Raw genomic sequence first — 20,883 nt, forward strand, 5'->3', positions numbered from 1 at the left:
CCTAGAAAAATGTGATGTCGGCGCTGCTTGGTTGCGCGTTGACAGAACGGGTGGTGCGACCATGGTGAATATTGCGCTGTTCGTCGGTGGCGTATGAGAGCTCCATCTCTGCCAGCCAGCGATTGGCATCGATCTGGATTGGCCCTGTCGCGTTGCTGCTCTGCTCCGAAGCAACCAGATGGCTGGAGAGGCTCTCCATGTTTTGTCTGACGTGGCTGAGGATCTGGCTGACCCTGTCTTGAAATTGAAGCGAGACAATGACGCTGGAGATTTCGCGATGGATATCTGTGCTCTCGTTTTGCAGCAGGGAGGCGGATTCCGCCAGGCTGTCAGTGGCATGGCGAAAACGGGCCACTACCTGTTCGATTGTCTGCTCCGAATTGATCGCCGAGGCGTGATCCCGTGCGGCTGCATTTTCGGAAATCTGGAAGGCGCGACCGATAGCAGTATTGATGGTATCAACCTTGTCGGTCATCTTCTGGGCGGTTTCGCTGGAGAGGCGGGAGAGGTTGCGCACTTCATCAGCGACCACAGCAAAACCACGGCCTGCTTCCCCTGCGCGAGCCGCTTCAATGGCGGCGTTGAGGGCCAGCAGATTGGTCTGGGAGGCGATTTTGGCCACATCCATGGCCATGGTGTTGAGCTCTATGGTGTAGGTGGTCAGGCTTTTTATCTCACCCAGCATGGCGTCCCGATTGGCCTGGGCGGAGTGCAGGATGGCCACTACCTCATTGAGTTGCAGCTGGCTCTCGCTCAAGACTCCTGCCATGCCACGGGAATTGGCATCACCCAGTTCTCCGGCTGCCAGATGAGAAGCATTGACTGCTTCCTCCAGCTTGTTGGCCAAACCGCTGAAGCGTTGAGTCAGGTCAATCATCGCGGCTTCGGTTTGTTGACGAGAGTTTTCAATCTGCTGGGACCAGATAGGTAGAGCCTTCTCGCACACCTGTTCGAGCCCGATGATGGAGTGGGCGAGATGATCGGTAGCGACGGTTTGTTCCTCTCCTGCACTATGTCGGAGTGTGTGCTGGTGGAAGTGACTCGATGTCCAGAGCGCGGCGGCAATACCAACCAGCACATTGAGCAGCAGGTAGAGTGGTGACAGCGCATCGGCGAGTTGCAGCAACAGGCAGTTGAGCAGAGCAAGCCCGATGCAGCAAATCCAGCAAACCGGTTCCCAAAGCGGTGTGTTCACGCCACTTTTGTGTTGTGCCATACGTAGCTTATCCCTGTGCAATTATTTGGTAAGAGGTAAAGGCGCTGGACTGCAACAGTCATGGTGCCCCTTGAAGCTCTTTTCTTTATTTATAGTTGACACAATAAGGTTAGCGGAAAAAAACAAATTGGCTGCAAACAGGATTTGTTTGTATCAGCGATTGCCGTATCAAGCGGCTTGCGAAGTGGTGGGAAGAGCTAGGTGGGGATTAAAAGGAGAGAAGGAGCCTGACGATTCAGGCTCCTGATGAGGATCAAGCCTCGTTGGCGTGGGCCTTCTGGCACCCTTCCACCGCGTGGGCAATCAGCTCCAGCGCGCTCTTGTCGCACGGGGGCAGTTCGGCATCGCACGCCTTGAGGGGGGTGACGCGAGCGCCCCACTTGATGATGGCTGCACCCCAGGTCAGACCGGCACCGAAGGCGGCGGTCAGCAGATAGGAGTTCGGCTTGACGCGACCCTGCTCCAGCGCTTCGCACAGGGCGATGGGCACGGTGGCGGCGGAGGTGTTGCCGTAGTTTTCGATGTTGACCATCACCTTCTCCATCGGCGCGTTCATCCGCTTGGCAAGGGTTTCGATGATGCGGATGTTGGCCTGATGGGGGACGATCAGCTCGACCTGCTCCGGCGCAATGCCAGCCTGCGCCAGCACTGTGCTCGTGGCTTCACCCATGCCGCGCACGGCGCGTTTGAAGATCTCCTGGCCTTCGAAGTTGAAGGTGAACAGGCCGTCGATATCGGCAAAACGCACCCGATCAGTACCGAAGTTCGGTACGTGCAGGATCTCCCGCGCTTCACTGTCACAGCCCAGCTTGTTGGCGATCAGGCCACACTCCTGCTCGCTCGCCTCGATCACTACGGCACCGGCACCATCGCCAAACAGCACTGCGGTATCGCGGCGCGCCCAATCCAGCAGGTAGGTGAGGCGTTCGGCGCCGATCACCAGCACCTTCTTCATCATGCCGGTCTGCACCAGCGAGGGAGTAGACGAAACCGGTGCAGGCTGCGTTGAGGTCGAACACGGCGGCATTGACGGCCCCGAGCTTCTTCTGCACCGCAGAGGCGGCGCTTGGCAGCAGGTTGTCCGGGGTAGCGGTCGCCAGGATGATGCCATCGAGGTCGCTCGCTTCCAGACCGGCGCAGGCCAGCGCGCGGCGACCGGCCAGGGTAGCGAGATCCGAGGTGCTGACGTGGGAGATCCGGCGAGCCTTGATGCCGGTGCGCGGATAGATCCACTCGTCTGACGTATCCATGATGGTGCTGAGGTCATCGTTGGTCAGCACGGAGGGAGGCAGGCATTTGCCCCAGCCGGTGATATTGGCGTATTTCATCTTGTTACCGCTTCTCAAAGTGGATCGCCCGCGGGCGGAAAATCGTGCAATTATGCCGTACGAGACAACCACTGTCATCTTGTGGTCATGGTTATGTGCGGGGGGCTCAGCTGTGCCATCTGGTCGCAAAGGGCTGCAACGTGCTGAGCATGGCTGGAAATTTTGCTTAAAACGCGGGACTCCTCTGCCCTAAGATAGGCGTTTCACCACCGATGAGGGGATCTCCTTGCTCAGAGCCAATCTCAACTTGTTGCCGACCCTCAAGGTACTGCTGGAGACCCGCAATATCAGCCGCGCCGCCGAGCTGCTGCACCTTAGCCAGCCCTCCATCAGCAAGCAGCTTGCCCAGTTGCGCAGCGAGTTTGATGACGAGTTGCTGGTGCGAGAGGGGCAACGCTGGCTACTGACGCCCCGGGCCGAAGCGCTGGCCGCTCAACTGGCGGATTCTCTCGGTGCGCTGGAGCGGCTCTACGAGGCGCCCGGATTTGACCCGAGCCGCTGCGAGCGGGTATTTCGGCTCGCCTCTTCCGATTATGTTGCCCAGCATATCCTGCCCGATATCTGTGCCGCGCTCGCCAACGAGGCGCCGTTGGCGGCGCTGGAGTACAGCCTGTGGGACAAACGTCAGCTGCCGCAGTTGTGGCAGTCCGAGCTGGATCTGGTCTCTACCATCACCGAACAGGTACCGGATCAGATCCGTGGTCTGCATCAGGGGGAAGATCGGCTGGCGGTGCTGATGGGACGTCATCACCCGCTGGCAGGCAAGACGCTTAATCTCGATGACTATCTCGCCTGGCCTCACCTGCAGGTGAGCGGGGGAGGCGACAAAGACAGTCCGGTTGAGCAGGTGTTGGCGCCGCAGGGACTGAGTCGGCGCTGGTTTGCCAGAGTTCCCTTCTTTCAGGCGGCAGTAGAGGTGTTGCTGCGCACTGATTGTCTGATGACCACCCCGGCTCATATCGCCTGGCAGCTCTCCTGCGGCCATGAGCTCACCTTTGTCGATCTGCCATTTGTTACCCGCGACCAGCAGTATCATCTGCTGTGGCACCAGCGCCATCATCAGGATCCGGCCCACCGCTGGTTTCGCGAGCTGGCCTACCCCTTCCTGCGGGATCACCTGCAACGTACCGTCGGCGAGAGTCGCAAGCAGCTCGATCTCGGCGGTTAGCCGCAGTCAGTTGTGTGGTGCCATAGCCATTGGTTATGGAATCTATTCATAACTTTCACTACTGGCATAATTGCTCAGCCCGTACCCTGAATGCAGGGCATCATATCGAGCATATAAAGAGGAAAAGCATGGAACTGACGAGTTGGCTGGCACTCGCCGCAATCTGCGTGATGGGCGCCATCAGCCCGGGGCCGAGTCTGGCGCTGATCATCCGCAACACGGTGCAGGGCGGGCAGGGGCATGGCGTCGCCACTGCGCTTGGCCACGGCCTCGGGGTTGGTATCTATGCGCTGGTTACCGCGCTTGGCCTCTCCATCCTGATCACCCAGACCCCGATCCTGTTTGATCTGATCCGTTACGGCGGCGCCGCATTTCTTGCCTGGCTTGGGGTGAAAGCCCTGCTGGCAAAACCAGCCAGTGGTGAAGCGAGTGAAGAGGTTCACCAGCTGCGTGGTCGGCAGGGAGCCTTTGAAGGTTTTATGGTGGCCTTTCTCAATCCCCAGCTGGCGGTCTTCTTCATCGCCCTGTTCAGCCAGTTTGTGCGGGCCGATACCGGCTGGAGCGAAGGGGGCATCATGATGCTCACCGCGGGCGGGATCGATGCCGTCTGGTACGTGCTGGTGGCGCTGGTGCTCTCCCGCGGGCCTGTGCTGGCGTGGCTTAAAGCCAAATCCTTTGTGATCGATAAGGTGAGCGGCCTGGTGCTGCTTGGACTGGCACTTAAGGTGGTTATCTAATCCTGCATTTTGCGGATACCTTAAGCGGGATCAAGGCACGGGGGTGGTGAATGGGCTAGAGTAGCGCCCATTTGCTGTCCGCCCTGATCCCGAGACCATGCACCAGAACAAGCACCCGTTAAGCCACAACAACCGGTTGGAGCTGCTGGCTCCGGCCAAGAACCTCGCCTACGGCATCGAGGCCATCAACCATGGTGCCGATGCCGTCTACATGGGCGGCCCTGCCTTTGGCGCCCGCAGTGCGGCGGGCAACTCCATCGAGGATATCGAAGCGCTGGCGCGCCACGCCCATCGCTTCGGAGCCCAGGTCTTTGTCGCCTTCAACACCCTGCTGCACGATCACGAGCTGGAACAGGCCCGGCGGCTGACCCACCAAATCTATGAAGCCGGTGCCGATGCGCTCATCGTCCAGGACATGGGGCTGCTGGCCCTCGATCTGCCACCCATCGCCCTTCATGCCAGTACCCAGACTGACAACCGCACGCCGGAGAAGGTGAAGTTTCTGCAGGATGTGGGTTTCTCTCAGGTGGTGCTGGCGCGCGAACTGTCTCTTGCGCAGATCCGCGAGATCAGTGCAGCGACCAATGTGCAGCTGGAGTTTTTTATCCACGGCGCGCTCTGCGTTTCCTACAGCGGCCAGTGCAACATCAGCCATGCCCGTACCGGTCGCAGCGCCAACCGCGGTGAGTGTGCCCAGCTCTGCCGTCTGCCTTGCTCGCTGCAAAAGCCTGACGGTGAAGTGCTGGTGGCCGACAGCCACCTGTTGTCCCTCAAGGATATGGATCAGACCGACAACCTGGAGGCCTTGATCGAGGCGGGAATCCGCTCCTTCAAGATCGAGGGGCGCCTCAAGGGGCTCGACTACGTCAAGAATGTCACCGCCTGGTATCGCCAGAAGCTGGACGCCATTCTGGATAGCCGCAGCGATCTGGTGGCTGCCTCTGCGGGTCGTTGCAGCTACGGCTTCACGCCTGACCCCAAAAAGAGCTTCAATCGCGGCAGCACAGACTACTTCCTCCATGGCCGCCAGCAGGGGATCGACTCCACCAAGAGCCCGAAATATGTGGGCGAACCGCTGGGGCGCGTGACCAAGGTGACCCGTGACGGTATAGAGATCGATGGCAAACCGGTCACCCTCAACAACGGCGACGGTTTGGGCTTCTTCAAGCCGAATAACGAGTTGGTGGGTATGCGCCTCAACAAGGTCGAAGGTAAGCAGTTACTCCTGTCAGAACGCATGCCGGGGCTAAAGGTGGGGACAGAAATCTACCGCAACCACGATCAGGCGTTCAGCAAGATGCTGGAGAAGGCGAGCGCGGATCGCCGCATCCGGGTCGATATGGTGCTTGCAGAGTGCGATGAGGGCTTGTGCCTCACGCTCACCGACGAGCAGGGCATCAGCGCCGCGGTGACCCTGCCTTGCGACAAACAGCCTGCCGAGAACCCGGAGCGGGCGTTGCAACAGGCGCGGGATCAACTTGGCAAGCTCGGCAATACCCTGTTTGTGGCGCGCAAGATTGAGTTGGGATTCACTCACCCGCTATTTATCGCCGCATCACAGCTCAACGGCTTGCGCCGGGATGGCATCGCTGCGCTGGAGGCCGCACGCGTGGCGAGCTACCAGCGCCCCGAGCGACGCATCGCCCTGCGGGATATCAACTATCCCCAGCACCGTCTCTCCTACCTTGGCAATGTGCTGAACAGCGCGGCCGAGCAGTTCTTCCGCGAACACGGGGTGGAGCGGATTGCTCCCGCCTATGAGGCGAACAAGGAGGAGCGGGAAGTGGTGCTGATGATCACCAAGCATTGCATCCGCTACAGCCAGAACCTCTGTCCGAACGAGGTGCCCGGTCTCAAGGCCGAGCCGCTGGAGCTCAAAATGGGCAAAGACACCTTCCGCCTGCGTTTTGACTGCAACCGCTGCGAAATGCATGTGATGGGCAGCCTGAAACGCTGATCAATGAGCCCCTTTCTCCGTCCGGAAAGGGGCAATTTTTATCGCAGGCTCTCTGCCTACCCTCCTTTAATAGCCACTCTCCAGCGCCAGCAGCGCTTTTTTGATCTCCAATCCCCCCGCATAGCCGGTCAGGCTGCCGTTCTGGCCGATCACCCGATGGCAGGGGACGATGATCGAGAGCGGATTGCGGCCGTTTGCCGCGCCCACTGCCCGCACCGCATCCGGTTTGCCGATGGCTCGGGCAATATCGCTGTAGCTGCGGGTCTCGCCGTAGGGGATGTCGCACAGCGCTTGCCACACAGCTTGTTGAAAAGCAGTGCCACGGGCGGCAAGGGGCAGGGAGAAGCGCTGCAAGCGACCGGCAAAATAGGCGTCAAATTCGGCGAGGAAGGGGGCCAGAGTCTCGTGATCTTGCTGCCAGCCACTCATATCGGGCAGCGCCCGCAGGCCCGCCACAAAGTCCACGTGCACCAGACCGGATTCATTGATGGCGACCAGCAGATCGCCGCAGCGGGTCGGCAGGATATCGTAGCGGATCATGGGGTTATCTCCTGTTGTTGGGTATCTGGTTGTTGTTCGTTGCCGGTGGCATGGCGCAGCAAATCGGGCGCTTCACTCATGGCGTGCCACAGCCAGCTGGCCGCATAGCTGCGCCATGGCTGCCATGCTGCGCTTTGCGCCAACACCTCTTTTACCGGCAGCTTGGCACCGCCTCCGAGTGCCTTTTGCAGCACCAGATCGGAAGCGGGGAAGGCATCGGTATCCATCCCGCAGCGAAGCCGCCAGTAAGAAACCGTCCAGGGGCCAATGCCCGGTAGCGCCAGAAGTTGTTCATCGCTCGCAGTGGTCAGGGAAAGTGTGCCGCTCGCGAGCGCGGCAGCGAGCACCTGCAGAGTGCGAATGCGACTGCCGGGCATGCCGATGCCGTCGAGATCGAGTTCGCACAACTGGGCGGGGGTCGGTAGTTGCGCCACCCCGAATTGGGCCTCGGTGCGCGCCACTAGCCGCCCAAGTCTGGTGATGGCCCCCTTGACCGAGACCTGCTGGCCGACGATGGCGCGCAGCATCACCTCGTATTCGTCCCAGCCACCCGGCAGCCGTACGCCGGGCCAGCGCCCCTGCAAGCGGGCGAGCAGCGGATCCTGACCGAGCAGATCACCGATCCGCTGCATATCCGCATCGAGATCCCACATCCGGCGCACCCGGTAGAGCAGGTCGGGCAGTGCTGCGAGCGGCAGATCATGGACGGTGAGCTGCAGGCTATGCCCCTTGCCCTGCGCGATACGCACCAGCGTGACCTGATCGCCGACCCGGTAGCGTCGCTCATACCCCTCGCCATCTACCCGCTCCAGCCCGGGGATCGCCCGCAGCCGATAGAACGCCAGCATGGCCGCCACGTCATACGGGGGGCGGTAGGGCAGTTGCAGCGCCAGGGTTGCGCCGCGCGGCTGCGCGCTCATGTGCTCTGGCGCATGATCCTCTTGTTGGCGCAGGGAGCGTGGGGCCAGTCCGTAGGCGTTCAGCCAGGCGTCATTGAAGCGGCGGATGCTGGCAAAACCGGCGGCAAACGCGATATCGGTGATGGGCAGCCGGGTTTCAGTCAGCAGCCGTTTCGCGAGCAGCAGGCGGCGTGTTTGCTCCACCTGTTTTGGCGAGGCGCCAAGGTATGCCTCGAACTGGCGGCGTAGCGTGCGCTCACTGATACCGCTCTCTGCTGCCAGTTCGGCGAGCGTGCTGTCTGCCAGCTCGCCGCGATCGATACGCGCCAGCAGACGAGCCAGTTCAACCGGCAGATCGCCACGGGCGGCGGGGGCCAGTTCTGGGCGGCAACGCAGGCAGGGTCGCAGCCCATACTGCTCGGCGGCCGCGGCGCTTTGGAAGTAGCGCACATTGTGCTCGTGGGGTGGCCGTGCCGGGCAGACTGGCCTGCAGTAGATGCCGGTCGAGAGCACGCCAGTAAAGAAGCGGCCATCGAAGCGCGCATCGCGGGCGAGCCGTGCGGCGTGACACTGTTCGCGGCTGAGGGTGTTGATCACCTCATCCGGTGACGACTCAGGGCTGTGCTTTGCATTCATGGTGTTGGCGGCTTTGCTGGAATAGATGGCAAGAGAGTAAGGGGGCTCGGGGGCCGTGACTAGCCAGAAACGGACAGGGATAGCAAAAATTGGCCAAAGGTTTTTTTGCTCTTTCATTGCTCGGCCGGGTTTCACTCTTCGCTCCGTTGTTATTCATGTATGGCGGCTCGACAGAAGGGGGCATAACGGACGGGTCGGAGGCACGATTGGCCTAGCTTTATTTGCTTAGCGAGATTAGTGGCGGTGAAAACTGCTTAAAAATTAATAACAGATCACATAATTATCTTTTTTACATTGAGAGTGGCGATTTTGTGTTGTTCAATCGAGTCAGTTAATTTTTGATGATTATTAAGTCATCACATCTGCGGCCTTAGGCCGACCAATAACAACAACACTTGCCAAGGATGATAAGTGAACGACTGTAAGGCATGGCCCCATTGCCGGGGCTTTAGTCTGATCGAGTTGTTGATCGCCATGACGGTTGTCAGCATTCTCGCGGCCATCGCGTTGCCAGCGTATCAGGGTTATCTGCAACAGGGACGTCGTTACGAAGCGCAGCAGCAATTGCTGGAGCAGGCGCTCGCCCTCGAACGTATCTATACCCAACAGGGCCGCTATCCCGACACATTTGCCACTCCTTCCAGAACGGACTTCTACCAGTTCAGCTACAGCCAGCAAGACGCTGGCGACTACCTGCTCAAAGCCATTCCAACGACGCGACAACAGGATGAGTGCGGCACTCTGACGCTCGATCAGACCGGTTACCGCGCGGCCAATCGTCATGACTGCTGGGGATCATAAGATGAACGTGCGCGGATTTACTCTGATTGAGTTGATGATCACGGTCGGTATAGCCGCCATCTTGCTATTGGTCGGGTTGCCCTCCATGAGTCAGCGCCTCGCGGCCGAACGGCTCGATCGCAGTGCGACCGAACTCGCTTCAGCCTACCGCTTTGCCCGCAGCGAAGCGGTCAAGCTGACCCTGCCGGTGGTACTGCAGGGCACCGAGAACGGTGGCTGGGAGGTGATGGCTGACAGCAAGTTGCTGCGTCAGGCAGCAGCACCTGCTGGCGGAGTGGTGATCAAGCCGTTTGACCCCATCCAGATCGCGCCAACCGGCAGTAGCAGCCACGCCGAGATCATTCTGGCCAATCGCCTCGGTGAGCAGAGGGTGCTCTGTGTGGCACCGAGCGGCCAGCTGCTGCAAGGGAGCTGCTCATGAGACACGCCGCACTTGCCCGCCAGCAGGGCTTCAATCTGGTGGAGATCATGGTCTCCATGGTGTTGGCGGTGATGGTGTTTCTCGGTCTCGCCAAGGGGCAGGTGGTCTCGTTGCAGCAGGCGCATTACAGCTTGCAGAGCACGCTGGCCACGATCGAGGCGAGCAACAGCGTGGAGCAGATCTGGAGTTCGCTGTGTGAAGTGCAGCGCAAGCCCGAGCGGTTCACCCAGGCCGATTTTCTTGCCCGCTTCACCCTGCAGGATGGCCACCGACTGGTGCTACCGAACCGCTATAGCGACAACTTTGTGGTCGCCGTCGAGTGGCAGGATGAGCGAGTCTCCGGTGCCAAGCGCGTTGAGCTGAACGCAGGATTTCCGCCCCTATGCTGAGCGTCCCCTCCCGACAGCGAGGCGTCAGCCTCGTCGAACTGATGATCTCCATGGTGCTCGGTCTGATGCTGATGCTGGCGATTTTTGCCGGTTACGCCCCGATCAAGAGCACGGTCGAGCAGAGCAAGGCGCTGGAGCAGGCGAACGACGTGTTGCGCTTTGCCACTCTCACCTTTACCAACAGCATCAAGCAGGCAGATCAGCTGATAGCGGTCACCCCTGATCGCCTGACGCTGGCCTTCAAGGTAGAGGGGGGCAGTCAGGTGCTCTCCTGCCTTGGCAACCAGAAAACCGCAGATTTTACCGAGCAGTACCGCTTCACGCCGCCGATACTCAGTTGCGATGACGGAGATGGCCCGCGCCTGTTGCTGGCCAATCTTCAGGACCTTGAATTCGGCCAGCAGGGGACGCTGGTCAATATCCGCATCTTGCCCGAAGGGTTGCCCAGCTATCTGGAGCCGGGGGTAGAGGTGCAGGTAGCCCGCCGCAAGGCGGTCTGGGCGGCAGCGCTGGCCACATCCGGGGCCAAAGCGACAACAGGGGAAGCGGGATGAACAAGGGATTGTGCGGGCAGCGGGGCGCCGTGCTGCTGGTGGTACTGGTGGTGAGCCTGTTGTCGAGGCTGCTGGTGTTTACCAGTATTCAGGAGAACCAGTTGCAGACGCGCCTGAGCGGTAATTTTCACAAGAAGATCAACGCTCAGCTCAGTGCCGAGCAGGGGATGAACGACAGTTATCGCGCTTTGCATCAGGCGCTCGGGGCCGAACCGCGCATTGCGTGGGATCAGTTGGTACAGAAGGTGCCGGGCAAGGGCGAAGGGGCGATGGCGGGCAGCCGCTTCAGCATCGAGCAGCTTAATGCCTCCGCCGACAGCAAGCTGGCGTTGCAGAGCAATGGCCGCTATCTGGAGGGCAATGCCAGCCTCAACGCGCTGTTTGCGCTCAAGCGCGAGCCGGGCAATCTGATCTTTCAGGATTCGGTGGTGGCGTGCGAAGGATTGAGCCTCTCCGGCAGCGGTCTTATCGACAGCTATGATTCGCGCAAGGGCAAATATGGCGGCACCAACATTAACCAGAATGCCAAGGTGGCGACCGTTAGCGACAAGGCCAATGTAGTGCTCGACGGCAATTCGCCAATTTGGGGTGATGTGCGGGCGACCGGTACCGTGACCCTCAACGGATCTTCTCCCATCTCCGGCAACGTGAATGCCGGGAGTGACGTCATTATCTCCCCCTCTTCTGACAAGATTGTCCGGGTTTCCGGCAATGTGAAAGGGGGCGGCAGTTTGACCCTGAAAGGGGGGCGCATCGGTGGTCAGGTGGCGGTCAACGGTAATGTCTCCATGGATTGGGGAACCAGCATCGACAGCGGCAAGCTCAATTATGGTGGTGCTGGCTTTTTTAAAGATCAGGAGAACCAGAAGTATCTGGATTCCAAGTACCGCAACGATCCCAAGTTGCCACCGGTGGCCGGACAGGTGTGTGACCCGCTCAATGTGGCCGCACTGCCCAACTCCCCCAAGCTGGCCAATCTGCCGCCGAATGGCCCGCTGACGCTCGGGGCGACCCAGCAGATGGTGTTGACCACGGATCCCTCCACCGGCTCGGTGACCAGCAAAAACCAGAGCAAGCCCGGGTTGCCGCTGCCTGGCAAAGGGGAGTTGTTTGGTAAGGATCAGACTGTCTACAAGCTCGACAGCCTCAATATGGGGGCCGATGCCACACTCACCATCAAGGGAGATGTGGTACTGCTGATCGGCAAGGATTTCACCATGGGCGGCAGCAACCAGCTGACCGTCGAGCCGGGCAGCAGCCTGACCCTGATCGTCAGCGGCAAGATCGATCTCGGTGCCGGTGCCGAGGTGACGGCAGCCAAGCAGGGGCTGACCACTGGCGGTACGCCTGCTATCTCCATCTATTCCGCGTATAGCGGCAAGGATGGGGTCAAGCTGTCGGGCAATACGCCGCTCTATGCCGCCCTCTATGCCCCGCTGACCGAGATGAAGATCAGCGGAAGTGGCGGTCTGTACGGGGCGGTGCGGGCCAAGCATCTGACCGAGAGCGGTGCTGGCGGTGTGCACTACGACGAGGCGCTGGGCATGGCGGATATGGGGGAAGATCAGGGGCCGCCTCCGACACTGGCACTGCGGCAGTGGCACTTTGTGCAGTGAGGCTAGCGAGCCGCTAAAAAGGATCGAATGGGGCGCGCAACTGTGAGATGGTGGAGATCTGTCCACCCAGCCGTTCACTATTCGTTCACCATTGAGGAGTGCTCCATGCCAGGCCCCGCTCGTGCCGGTGCCCTGATCTATGCCAAGGATCCGGGCCTGCTGACCCAGTTTTACCGTACATTGCTGCAGATGGTGGTCTGCAGTCAGGATGAGCAGCTGGTGGTGCTGGAAAACAGCGATATCCAGCTGCTGATCCACGCCATTCCTGCGCCCTATGCCGGGCAAGTCGTTATCAAGCGGCCGCCGGCACTGCGGGAAGAGGGGGCCATCAAGCTGTTCTTCACCGTCTCCAGCCTCGCCTGGGCAGAAGCGAAGGCGGCGGATCTTGGCGGTGGCCTGCTGCCACAGCAGTGGACTGGGCCCGGCTTTGTGGTGCGCAATGCCTTTGACCCGGAGGGCAATATCCTGCAACTGCGCGAGTTGTTGGGTTCCTCTGATCCTCTCTGAATGCTCTCTTTTTGCAGCATGGTGGTGGGGCGTGCTGTGCCATGCACCGTCATAAAAATGAACCGCCATAAAAACGGGACCCTGTAGTGGTCAACTAAAAAGGGCCCCGCTCTGCTGTTAGCTTGTTGCACGCATCACTTCAGGTAGCGCTGTTCCAGATGTTGGCGCAGCCAGTGCGGATTGAGCGCTTCACCGGTGGCTCGGCGCACCAGCTCGTCGGTGCTGTGCAGGCTCCCCTGTGACCAGATGTGGCGACCGAGCCAGCCAAAGATCTCCGGCAGGCGGCCTGCGGTGATCAGCTCACCCATGTTGCCCAACTCTTTTTCGAGAGCAAAGCGCAGTTGGGCGGCATACATGGCACCTAGCGTGTAGCTCGGGAAGTAGCCAAACATCCCATCGGTCCAGTGAATATCCTGCATACAGCCATTGCGGTAGTTGCCCCGGGTGGAGAGCCCCAGCCATTGCTGCATTTTGGCGTCCCACAGCTCGGGGATGTCGGCTACCTCGATCTTCCCTTCAACCAGATCGCGCTCCAGCTCGTAGCGCAGGATAACGTGGGCCGGATAGGTCACCTCGTCGGCATCGACCCGGATAAAGCCCGGTTCGACCCGGCTGTAGAGTTTGGCCAGGTTCGCCGGTGAAAATGCCTCCTGCTCGCCGAAGTGATGACGAATATAGGGTGCAAGCAGTGCCAGGAAGGCCGGATTGCGTCCCAGCTGCATCTCGCAAAACAGGCTCTGGCTCTCGTGAATCGCCATGGAGCGCGCCTCGGCCACCGGCTGGCCCAGCAGATGGCGTGGCAGCCCCTGCTCGTAACGGGCGTGGCCGGTCTCGTGCACTATGCCCATCAGGCTCGAGACAAACTCCTGCTCGTTGTAACGGGTGGTGATCCGCACATCGGTCGGCACCCCGCCACAGAAGGGGTGACTGCTCACGTCGAGGCGGCCGTGGGCGAAATCAAAGCCGAGCACCCCCATCACTTCCTGACCGAAGGCTTGCTGGGTGGGGATGGGGAAGGGGCCTTGCGGTAGCAGCAGGGCATCGCCCTTCTGCTGCTCGCTCACGGTCTGGATAAGACCGGGCAGCCAGTTGGCGAGATCGCCGAAGATCTGATCGAGCCGTGCGCTGGTCATGCCCGGCTCATAGAGCGCCAGCATGGCGTCGTAGGGGCGCACGCCAAGCGCATCGGCCCGCAATTGCGCCACGTCACGGGAGAGTGTCACCACCTCCTCGAGATTGGGAGCAAAACCGGCCCAGTCGTTGTTCTTGCGCTGGCTGCGCCAGGCGTGCTCGCACTTGCTGCCAGCAAGCGACAGCGCTTCGACCAGCTCACCGGGCAGCAGGCTGGCATCTTGCCACTGGCGCTTGATCTCGCCGAGGTTGGCGCGCTGCACCTCATCGAGTGACTCGCTCTCGGCCTTGGCAATCCAGTCGCCGAGCTCGGGGGCGGTGCGCTTCTGGTGGATCAGCAGACCGAGTTCGGCCATTGCTTCGGCACGGGCATCGTTGCCCCCTTCCGGCATCATGGCCGCCTGATCCCAGCCGCAGATGGCGGCGAGGTGGCTAAAACGGTGGATCTGTTGCTGATGTTGTTCAAGCTTTTGATATGACATGGGATTGTCCTTGTTATCGTCCCTGATGGTATGCCGCCCCGTACCTGGCATGATCGGGGCCGTTCGATGCTAACACCGCCGCCGCATCGTTGACCACCTTCATGCAGGCGGGCCAAAGGCGTGGGGGCGAAACGCGGATTAGCCGAGCCGCTTCTGGTGCCGTTCGCGGTTTTCCGCTTTTTTGCGTTCGCTTTTACGCAGCAGCACGTATAGAGCACCGCTGCCGCCGTGGCGACGCTCGGCGCTGTGGATCGCCATGACGGCGGGCAGTTGCGGCAACCAGGCGCTCACATAGCTTTTCAGCAGGGCGCGCGGGGTGCTGCGCTCCCCCTTGCCGTGCAGGATCAGCAGGCAGCGGATATCCCGGACTTCACAATCCGCAATGAATTGCACCAGCGTCTGGCGCGCTTCGTTGAGGGTTTTCTGGTGCAAGTCCAGGCTGGCCTGCAGCTCGTATTTGCCGAGCCGCAGCTTCTTGTAGACCCCCTCCTGCACCCCATCGCGCTTGAAACCGACGATTTCGTGCGGATCGCGCATCTCGATGGCCTCCATGGTGAGGTGGTCGAGGGCGAGTTGCTCGGCGGTGGCAGCCTGACGGCGAGCGAGCTGCGCCTCGGTCGGGGCGGATTTGGCCGCATGGGGATGGATGTTGTCGCTGCGAATGGGCCGCACGTCGGCCACTTCATTCATAAATAGCGAGAGTTCGTCGTTATGAGACACGGCAGGCTCCCCATAAGAAAAAGTGGGGGCCATTATAACGGCCGCAACTGGCACAGAAAACGGGGAAAGGGGCAGGGGATAACGGGCACCCAGCATGGACACTGGTGCAGTCTGGCCCGGGAATCACAGTCGCGAACCATAAAACAGCACAGGCGGTCAGTGTGAACTGCCGCCTGTGGTCAGAGGATTATTTTCCCTCTTTGGGTTGTTGAGAATGGGGTTGCTGTGAATGAGGCGGTTGCGAGTGCATCACCTTGTAGATGAAGTAGGCCGCGTAAGAGCTGATGAGCAAGAAGGTGCCGATAATCACCAGCATCGACATCAATCCCACGCTGTTGCCAAACATCAGGTTCAGCCAAAAGTCCATTTTATTGCTCCTGTCACCCGGTTGATGACAGGCATGATAAATACCTCTTTGCCCCGTCCGGGATGATCCCGATCAACTCCCTTGTAGGTTGTTTAATAACCAGCGCGATCTGTGATCGTTCTCACTGGACTCCTTGCTACCGAGCCTGCACAGGGCCCGGTGTGGTGAGCGGCGTAATGCGCCACCCCTGCTGCTCCAGCAACGCCAGCAACCCCTGTTCGCCGTAAAGGTGCAGGGCGCCTACCACGATAAAGCTCTCGTTGGGCAGGGTGGACCATTTTTTCAGCCAGTTGTGGTTGCGCTCGGCCAGCAGGGTCTGCTCCATCCAGCTTTGCAGCGGGGGGGGAGCCATCTCCTCCTTGAGCAGATTGATCAGCGTCGCCTCATCCCCCTGTTGCCACGCCTTCATCACGGCGGCGAAACCACTTTCCAGCATCGGTAGCTCATCCAGGGTGCTGGCGAGCATCAGGGTCTGGTTGTCACCCACGCTGGCCAGATAACCGAGCTGCTCCAGCAGGGTTTCAAAGCCCTCCACCGGCTTGCCCTCTTTGGCGGCCCGGGTGGCAAAGTGCTGGTCTATCCCGAGTTCACTGTTGAAGTCGGAGCGGGCCATAGCGGCCTGGGTCAGGGTAATGGCGGCAAACCAGGGGCGCAGGGGGGCGAGGGTTGCTTCATCGAGGTCGTAACGGGCCCCTGCCATCAGGGTGCGCTGATAGAGCTCGGCAGGCAGATATTGCTTGAGTGATTTGCCATCCACCAGTCGGGTGAGGGAGCCGGTTTGTTGCCACTGATCCGGCGTGATGCTGTTCATGTCCACCTCCATCACCAGTGCGCGGCTCTGTAGCCAGGCGCGCTCGACCGGCTCGGGCAGAGGATAGAGGGAAGGCTTGCCCGCATGGATGGAGCCCAGCAGCCAGTGTTGCTGGTTGCCCTTGCTCACCCGATAGAACGCGGGATCGGCAAAGGCGTGCAGTGGTAGCAGCAGGCAGAGCAGGAAGGCAAAGAGGGTGCGATGAAATCTCATGGGGATCCTTAATGTGCGCCGGGTGACTTCTCTTGCTGACAATAACTCCTATGATAAGTCCTCATTTCAGATAACCAAGAGGTTTGCCATGCCCCATCTTCGTTTTCGCGCCGTGGCGCTTGAGACCCTGCAACAGGTGAGCGGCCCGCTGCTGGCCGAGCTTTGCGAGCTGACCGGCGGCAAGCCGGAGTTTGTCACCATGGAGTGGGTGGAGAGCTGCTGGATCCGCAACGGCGAGCCAGAGGCGGGATTTCCGTTTGTCGAGTTGCACTGGTTCGAACGGCCGCAGGAGATGCAGGACGCCGCCGCGCGCCTTATCACGCGCCATTTGAAACGGGTGCTGGGGGAGCAGACCTATGTAGTGGTGCAGGTGATTCCCTTGGTCAAGAGCGCCTACTACAGCAATGGCGAGCACTATTGAAGAGAGGGACAAACCAGGTTGGCGGGACGGGTGATGCCGTTACGCAGCTAACTCTATATGGGCCACCTGATACCCACCGTCAATTACGGGATCAGGCCGATTTTGCTAGCAGTTTATCGAGCCAGCGAGTGGGCAATACCCGTCGCAAGAAGGCAAACAGCCGGGTCGGAGTGGTCACCGGATAGCGTGCCTTGGGATGGGCGTGGGTCAGCGCATGGAGCAGCGGCGGGATGCAGGCTTCGCTTGGGAGGGTAAAGCCGCTGGTGGCCCCCTCTTTTTCCAGCCGCGTCAGGGTCTGGCGGTAGGCCGACTGATGACGGCTCTGGGCCGGATCGATGTGCCGCAAGAAGGCGCTGCGGGCATTGGCACGAAAACGGGTATCGATGGGACCCGGTTCTATCAGGCTGATATGTACCCCGCTACCCGCCAGTTCGAGGCGCAGAGTATCCGAGTAACCTTCCAGCGCAAATTTGCTGGCGTTATAGGCGCCGCGATACTTCATGGCAACCAGTCCCAGAACCGAGCTGTTCTGCACTATCCGTCCCTCTTTGGCCTCCAGCATCGGCGGCAGCACCTGACGGATCAGATGGTGCCAGCCAAACAGGTTGGTATTGAACTGCTCCCTGAGCGCCTCGGTGGGCAGATCTTCCAGCGCCCCGGGTTGGCCATAAGCGCCATTGTTGAACAGGCCATAGAGGCGCCCTCCTGCCAGATGGAGCGCCGCACTGGCCCCCAGTTCGATGGAAGCGGGATCCGCCAGATCCAGCTGTACCGCCAGCAATCCCTGTTGCTGCAGACGGGCCACATCTTCCGCCTTGCGCGCCGAAGCGATCACGGTAAAACCGTGCTGCCCGAGCGCCTGTGCGGCGGCGAGGCCAATACCGCTGGAACAACCGGTGATCAGAACAAAACGGGGCATGATGGCGTCCTTGTGACTGCTGACAAAAGCGTGAGGGCTGGTGAGTGGATAAAATCCCTATCCGGCTCGCATGTTAGCCTGCCAACCGGCAAAAAGAAAACCGGGCCAAGTGGCCCGGTTTGCTGACATCGTATTGCCTGATTACATGAAGGTAAGCGGCATGATGATGTGGAACTTGACGTCGTGCTCGGAGGCGAAGATGTTGGGGTAATCGGTCCAACCGCCGCCCTGGCTGATGTCGTTGTTGTAGTCGGTGTAGTGCAGTTTGAACAGGGTGCCTTTCAGCTTGCCATCCTGCACGGTATAGGTGACATCGAAGTTGGCTGCCCATTCGGTATCTTCACCGTTGGCTGCTTTCTTGCCTTGGCCGGTTTCGATATCCCAACCGTAAGCACCGGATACACCGACGGACCAGCCAGGAGCACCAACCAGGTCATCCAGAGAACGGGTCACGCCGAAGAACAGCGCTTTCTCGTTGTTGGCGTTCCAGTCAGAGCGGGAGTCCCACCAAATTTCGTTGGCACCCTGGGAGTTGGCGTAGCCACGGGTCAGACGGGGCAGGTAGTTACCTTCCGCACCTTCAGCTTTGGTCCACAGACCTTCCAGACGGAAGCCGTACGGGCCCATGCCCCAGGCAGCTGTCAGAGCTTGTTGCCATGCCAGACCGTCATAAGTCTCGATCTGGGAAGCGCCCTTGGTGTAGGTCTCGGTCTCGGAACCGTAGAACTGGTAGCTGGTGGAGAGGCCGCCCAGTACGTCAAACTTGTGAGCCAGTTTGAAGTGGTAGCTATCCATGTAGCCTTCGGACTGACCGAAAGAACCGGTCACAGCAGTGCCATTTTCGAAGGTGTAACGGGCTGCAATACCGTGGATGTAGTCGATGACGTTTTCGTCAGCGAACGGATCCATCCACGCTTTGGCACGGGAGAAGACCTGAGTCTCTTTGTACCAGGGGGCCTTGTACTCGTCAGCGATGGCGTAGGTCAGGTAGAGGCCACCGAAGTTACCTTCAACTTGACCACCACGATAGGTACCCGGCTGATAAGACCAGTTAACACCGATTTGGCCAGGGACATACAGCTGGGTATAACCACCCTTGGCTGTGATGCCTCCGTCCAGGAATTTCAGCTTCATCGCTGCGTTGGAGAGGCTGAAACCACCTTCAGGGGAGCCATCTTTGGCGTTGTTGCCCCAAGAACGGCCAGCGAAGGAGAATTCGTTTTCCTGGTTGACCGGGTGATTTTCGGTAACGGCCAGGTCATAGGCACCGAAGCCGCCCAGATCCAGACCTACGGTGTCCCAGGCATAACCGGAGTTGAAGTTGAGAGCGGCTTGAACGGTGGCATGGCTCAGGTTGGACTGGTATTTGCCTTCTTTCTTGGCTGCAGTCGGGTCACCATCGATGCGCTGACGATCACGCTGGAAGTAGAACAGACCGCCGGTCAGCTTGGCATCATCGGCAAAGGCCTCATAGGATTTGCCATAGGTAGGGCTCATCATATCCTGAGCTGCCAACGCCATACCGGGGGCGACCAGAGCGGCTACCACAGCGGCACTCAAAGCGGCGCGCTTGAAGATCACTTTTTCCATTTTTATTGCTCCTGATTTTATGGACTTAGCTTTTTTTCCGGCAGTTGGCATCGGGCCTACCGCTCGGTATTGGCATTGCAATCAAAACCCCGAAGGGCAAAAAATCTTGTCTTGGTTACCTGCGAACCCGGATGTCTTGGCACATCTCATCGTTCGCAGTCCTGATCATCACATGTTGTTTTTTTATGTTCCGATTCTTGGCTATCGGACAACCCCAAGAGTACGTTCGCGGTGCGAAATATCAATGAAAAGTTCCCTCAACGTTTCAAAAGTATGACCGAGTGCAAATAATCATGGGCAAGGTCGTAAATAGCCTCATGGCAGGTATCACGGTGATGAGAGCGTTTTCTTGAGACCGCAGCCAGCGCCAGTGTGGGTTTTCATCCGGTACGGGGGAAGAGGTGTCAGTTAACCTGCCGATAACAGATAATTTTGTGCCACAAAAAAACTTTCCCTCTGGTTGAGGGAAAGTGATCTGGCAAAGATGTGGGGCGAATAGGGTTCAGCCTTGCTGGCCGAGGATGCGGGGGATCTGCTGCGCCTGATGGTGAATATGGGAGGAGACCTGCACCGAGAGCTGACTCACCTGACGGGCATGCTGATGGATGCGGGTGATCAGATCGGCAAAACTGGCCAGTTTGTGTTCCTGACTTTTGGCGTTGTCGGCCCCCTGCAGGGCGATCACTGCGGTGTTGCGGGCGATCTCCCTCACTGCCTGGGTAGTCTGGCGCAGTTGTTCAGCCTGCGCCCGCTGGCGGCTTGATTCGCTGGTGATCCGGTTCAGCACGGTGCCAAGCTGTTCACCGGATTGGGTCAGACGCCCCAGAATATCGGTGATCTGGTTGAGGGATTGCTGGGTATTGGCCGAGAGGTGGCGCACTTCATCGGCAACCACGGCAAAACCGCGTCCCTGTTCCCCTGCGCGGGCCGCTTCGATGGCGGCGTTGAGGGCCAGCAAGTTGGTCTGCTGAGCGATATGACCGATCACATCGACAATGGCCGTCACATCGGCAACCGAGCGGGTGAGGGCTTGCAGCGCCTCATCGCTTTCGTCAATCGCCAGTCCTGTCTGATGAGTGGCGTGTAGCATGCTCCCCACCAGATCTTCGCTCTGGCTCATCGCCTGTTCGTTATGGTGGGCATGCTGGGCGATGTCGGCGGCGACCTGATGGACCTCTCCGGCCAGCTGGTTCAGCTCATCCATCATCAGTCCGCTCTCGTCGACCACCTGTTCGGTGGTGCGGGTGCTGTGGTGGATCTCGTCAACCTGACTGACCATCCCTTGCAGACTGAGGGATACAGCTGACAGCTGCCCCTCTTTCTGTTGTTGGTCCAGTTGCAGGCGACCGATCAGCCGGTTGTAACTGGCAATGAGGTATCCTGATTTTCACAGACAGTCCCGATTGTTACGATGAGACAATCGGGGGTATTGAATGAAATCGAGAGAACACTATTCACCA

19 protein-coding genes and 2 pseudogenes are annotated in these 20,883 nt (G+C 59.7%); 10 read left to right on the forward strand and 11 right to left on the reverse strand.

All coding sequences use genetic code 11. From position 1 onward, the window contains the following. Window position 1: 1 nt before the first annotated feature. Both ACW5W8_RS04180 and ACW5W8_RS04185 read right to left on the reverse strand, forming a co-directional pair. Window positions 2-1,216 (reverse strand): methyl-accepting chemotaxis protein, encoded by a 1,215-nt coding sequence (locus tag ACW5W8_RS04180; protein WP_498626545.1) that lies wholly within the window; start codon window positions 1,214-1,216, stop codon window positions 2-4. 253 nt (window positions 1,217-1,469) lie between these two features. Then, window positions 1,470-2,544: pseudogene (locus tag ACW5W8_RS04185) on the reverse strand (ketoacyl-ACP synthase III). A gap of 226 nt (window positions 2,545-2,770) precedes the next feature. Between ACW5W8_RS04185 and ACW5W8_RS04190 the strand changes: the two are divergent. The 3 genes from ACW5W8_RS04190 to ACW5W8_RS04200 all read left to right on the forward strand — a co-directional run bounded on the left by ACW5W8_RS04190 (window position 2,771) and on the right by ACW5W8_RS04200 (window position 6,406). Then, window positions 2,771-3,712 carry a LysR family transcriptional regulator gene (locus ACW5W8_RS04190; RefSeq protein ID WP_498626546.1) on the forward strand — a complete coding sequence of 314 codons (942 nt, stop codon included), beginning with the start codon at window positions 2,771-2,773 and terminating at the stop codon, window positions 3,710-3,712. A 128-nt stretch (window positions 3,713-3,840) separates the two neighbouring features. Continuing rightward, window positions 3,841-4,449, forward strand: coding sequence for a LysE family translocator (locus tag ACW5W8_RS04195; RefSeq protein ID WP_041207998.1), 609 nt, complete (start codon window positions 3,841-3,843; stop codon window positions 4,447-4,449). A 97-nt stretch (window positions 4,450-4,546) separates the two neighbouring features. Further along, a complete protein-coding gene (locus ACW5W8_RS04200; RefSeq protein ID WP_498626547.1) occupies window positions 4,547-6,406 on the forward strand; it encodes a peptidase U32 family protein in 1,860 nt (619 codons plus the stop codon). Window positions 6,407-6,472: 66 nt separating this feature from the next. Here ACW5W8_RS04200 and ACW5W8_RS04205 read toward each other — a convergent pair whose 3' ends face one another. Then, entirely contained in the window at window positions 6,473-6,946 is a 474-nt protein-coding gene (locus ACW5W8_RS04205) for a methylated-DNA--[protein]-cysteine S-methyltransferase (protein WP_498626548.1), read from the reverse strand. Then, a complete protein-coding gene (locus tag ACW5W8_RS04210) occupies window positions 6,943-8,481 on the reverse strand; it encodes an AlkA N-terminal domain-containing protein (protein WP_498626549.1) in 1,539 nt (512 codons plus the stop codon). Before ACW5W8_RS04210 ends, ACW5W8_RS04205 begins: the two co-directional genes overlap by 4 nt. Window positions 8,482-8,892: 411 nt before the next feature. On the opposite strand from ACW5W8_RS04210, the gene ACW5W8_RS04215 reads away from it, so the two are divergent. From ACW5W8_RS04215 to ACW5W8_RS04240, 6 genes are all read left to right on the forward strand, one after another. After that, window positions 8,893-9,282 (forward strand): type IV pilin protein, encoded by a 390-nt coding sequence (locus tag ACW5W8_RS04215; protein ID WP_498626551.1) that lies wholly within the window; start codon window positions 8,893-8,895, stop codon window positions 9,280-9,282. 1 nt (window position 9,283) lies between these two features. After that, a complete protein-coding gene (locus ACW5W8_RS04220; RefSeq protein ID WP_005338751.1) occupies window positions 9,284-9,703 on the forward strand; it encodes a GspH/FimT family pseudopilin in 420 nt (139 codons plus the stop codon). Then, on the forward strand, window positions 9,700-10,092 hold the full coding sequence (locus tag ACW5W8_RS04225; protein ID WP_498626552.1) for a type IV pilus modification PilV family protein: 393 nt from the start codon (window positions 9,700-9,702) through the stop codon (window positions 10,090-10,092). The genes ACW5W8_RS04220 and ACW5W8_RS04225 overlap by 4 nt, the downstream gene beginning before the upstream one ends. Continuing rightward, complete coding sequence (locus ACW5W8_RS04230) at window positions 10,086-10,646, forward strand: PilW family protein (protein WP_498626553.1); 561 nt, start codon at window positions 10,086-10,088, stop codon at window positions 10,644-10,646. The genes ACW5W8_RS04225 and ACW5W8_RS04230 overlap by 7 nt, the downstream gene beginning before the upstream one ends. Continuing rightward, window positions 10,643-12,262, forward strand: coding sequence for a DUF7305 domain-containing protein (locus ACW5W8_RS04235; protein WP_498626554.1), 1,620 nt, complete (start codon window positions 10,643-10,645; stop codon window positions 12,260-12,262). The genes ACW5W8_RS04230 and ACW5W8_RS04235 overlap by 4 nt, the downstream gene beginning before the upstream one ends. Before the next feature lie 105 nt (window positions 12,263-12,367). After that, window positions 12,368-12,769 carry a VOC family protein gene (locus ACW5W8_RS04240; RefSeq protein WP_498626556.1) on the forward strand — a complete coding sequence of 134 codons (402 nt, stop codon included), beginning with the start codon at window positions 12,368-12,370 and terminating at the stop codon, window positions 12,767-12,769. Window positions 12,770-12,903: 134 nt separating this feature from the next. Here ACW5W8_RS04240 and ACW5W8_RS04245 read toward each other — a convergent pair whose 3' ends face one another. The 4 genes from ACW5W8_RS04245 to ACW5W8_RS04260 form a co-directional block, all read right to left on the reverse strand. Beyond that, the gene (locus tag ACW5W8_RS04245; RefSeq protein ID WP_498626557.1) at window positions 12,904-14,382 is read right to left on the reverse strand and encodes a carboxypeptidase M32; all 1,479 of its coding nucleotides are present in this window, start codon (window positions 14,380-14,382) and stop codon (window positions 12,904-12,906) included. 138 nt (window positions 14,383-14,520) lie between these two features. Then, on the reverse strand, window positions 14,521-15,102 hold the full coding sequence (smrA, locus tag ACW5W8_RS04250) for a DNA endonuclease SmrA (protein ID WP_005338734.1): 582 nt from the start codon (window positions 15,100-15,102) through the stop codon (window positions 14,521-14,523). Between the two features lie 187 nt (window positions 15,103-15,289). Continuing rightward, the gene (locus tag ACW5W8_RS04255) at window positions 15,290-15,469 is read right to left on the reverse strand and encodes a DUF3149 domain-containing protein (RefSeq protein ID WP_216949555.1); all 180 of its coding nucleotides are present in this window, start codon (window positions 15,467-15,469) and stop codon (window positions 15,290-15,292) included. Window positions 15,470-15,605: 136 nt separating this feature from the next. Next, on the reverse strand, window positions 15,606-16,493 hold the full coding sequence (locus ACW5W8_RS04260; protein WP_498626559.1) for a TraB/GumN family protein: 888 nt from the start codon (window positions 16,491-16,493) through the stop codon (window positions 15,606-15,608). A gap of 88 nt (window positions 16,494-16,581) precedes the next feature. Here ACW5W8_RS04260 and ACW5W8_RS04265 point away from each other — a divergent pair, with 88 nt between their 5' ends. Beyond that, window positions 16,582-16,914, forward strand: a complete 333-nt coding sequence (locus ACW5W8_RS04265) for a DUF1904 family protein (protein ID WP_498626560.1) — start codon at window positions 16,582-16,584, stop codon at window positions 16,912-16,914. A gap of 91 nt (window positions 16,915-17,005) precedes the next feature. Here the strand turns inward: ACW5W8_RS04265 and ACW5W8_RS04270 are convergent, their stop codons facing one another. From ACW5W8_RS04270 to ACW5W8_RS04280, 3 genes and pseudogenes are all read right to left on the reverse strand, one after another. After that, entirely contained in the window at window positions 17,006-17,833 is an 828-nt protein-coding gene (locus ACW5W8_RS04270) for an SDR family oxidoreductase (protein ID WP_042054211.1), read from the reverse strand. A 141-nt stretch (window positions 17,834-17,974) separates the two neighbouring features. Beyond that, complete coding sequence (locus ACW5W8_RS04275) at window positions 17,975-19,423, reverse strand: OprD family outer membrane porin (RefSeq protein WP_498626561.1); 1,449 nt, start codon at window positions 19,421-19,423, stop codon at window positions 17,975-17,977. Between the two features lie 502 nt (window positions 19,424-19,925). Continuing rightward, window positions 19,926-20,798, reverse strand: a pseudogene (locus tag ACW5W8_RS04280) (methyl-accepting chemotaxis protein); the annotation flags it as partial. Window positions 20,799-20,883 lie beyond the last annotated feature (85 nt).

Source organism: Aeromonas aquatilis (assembly GCF_054052405.1).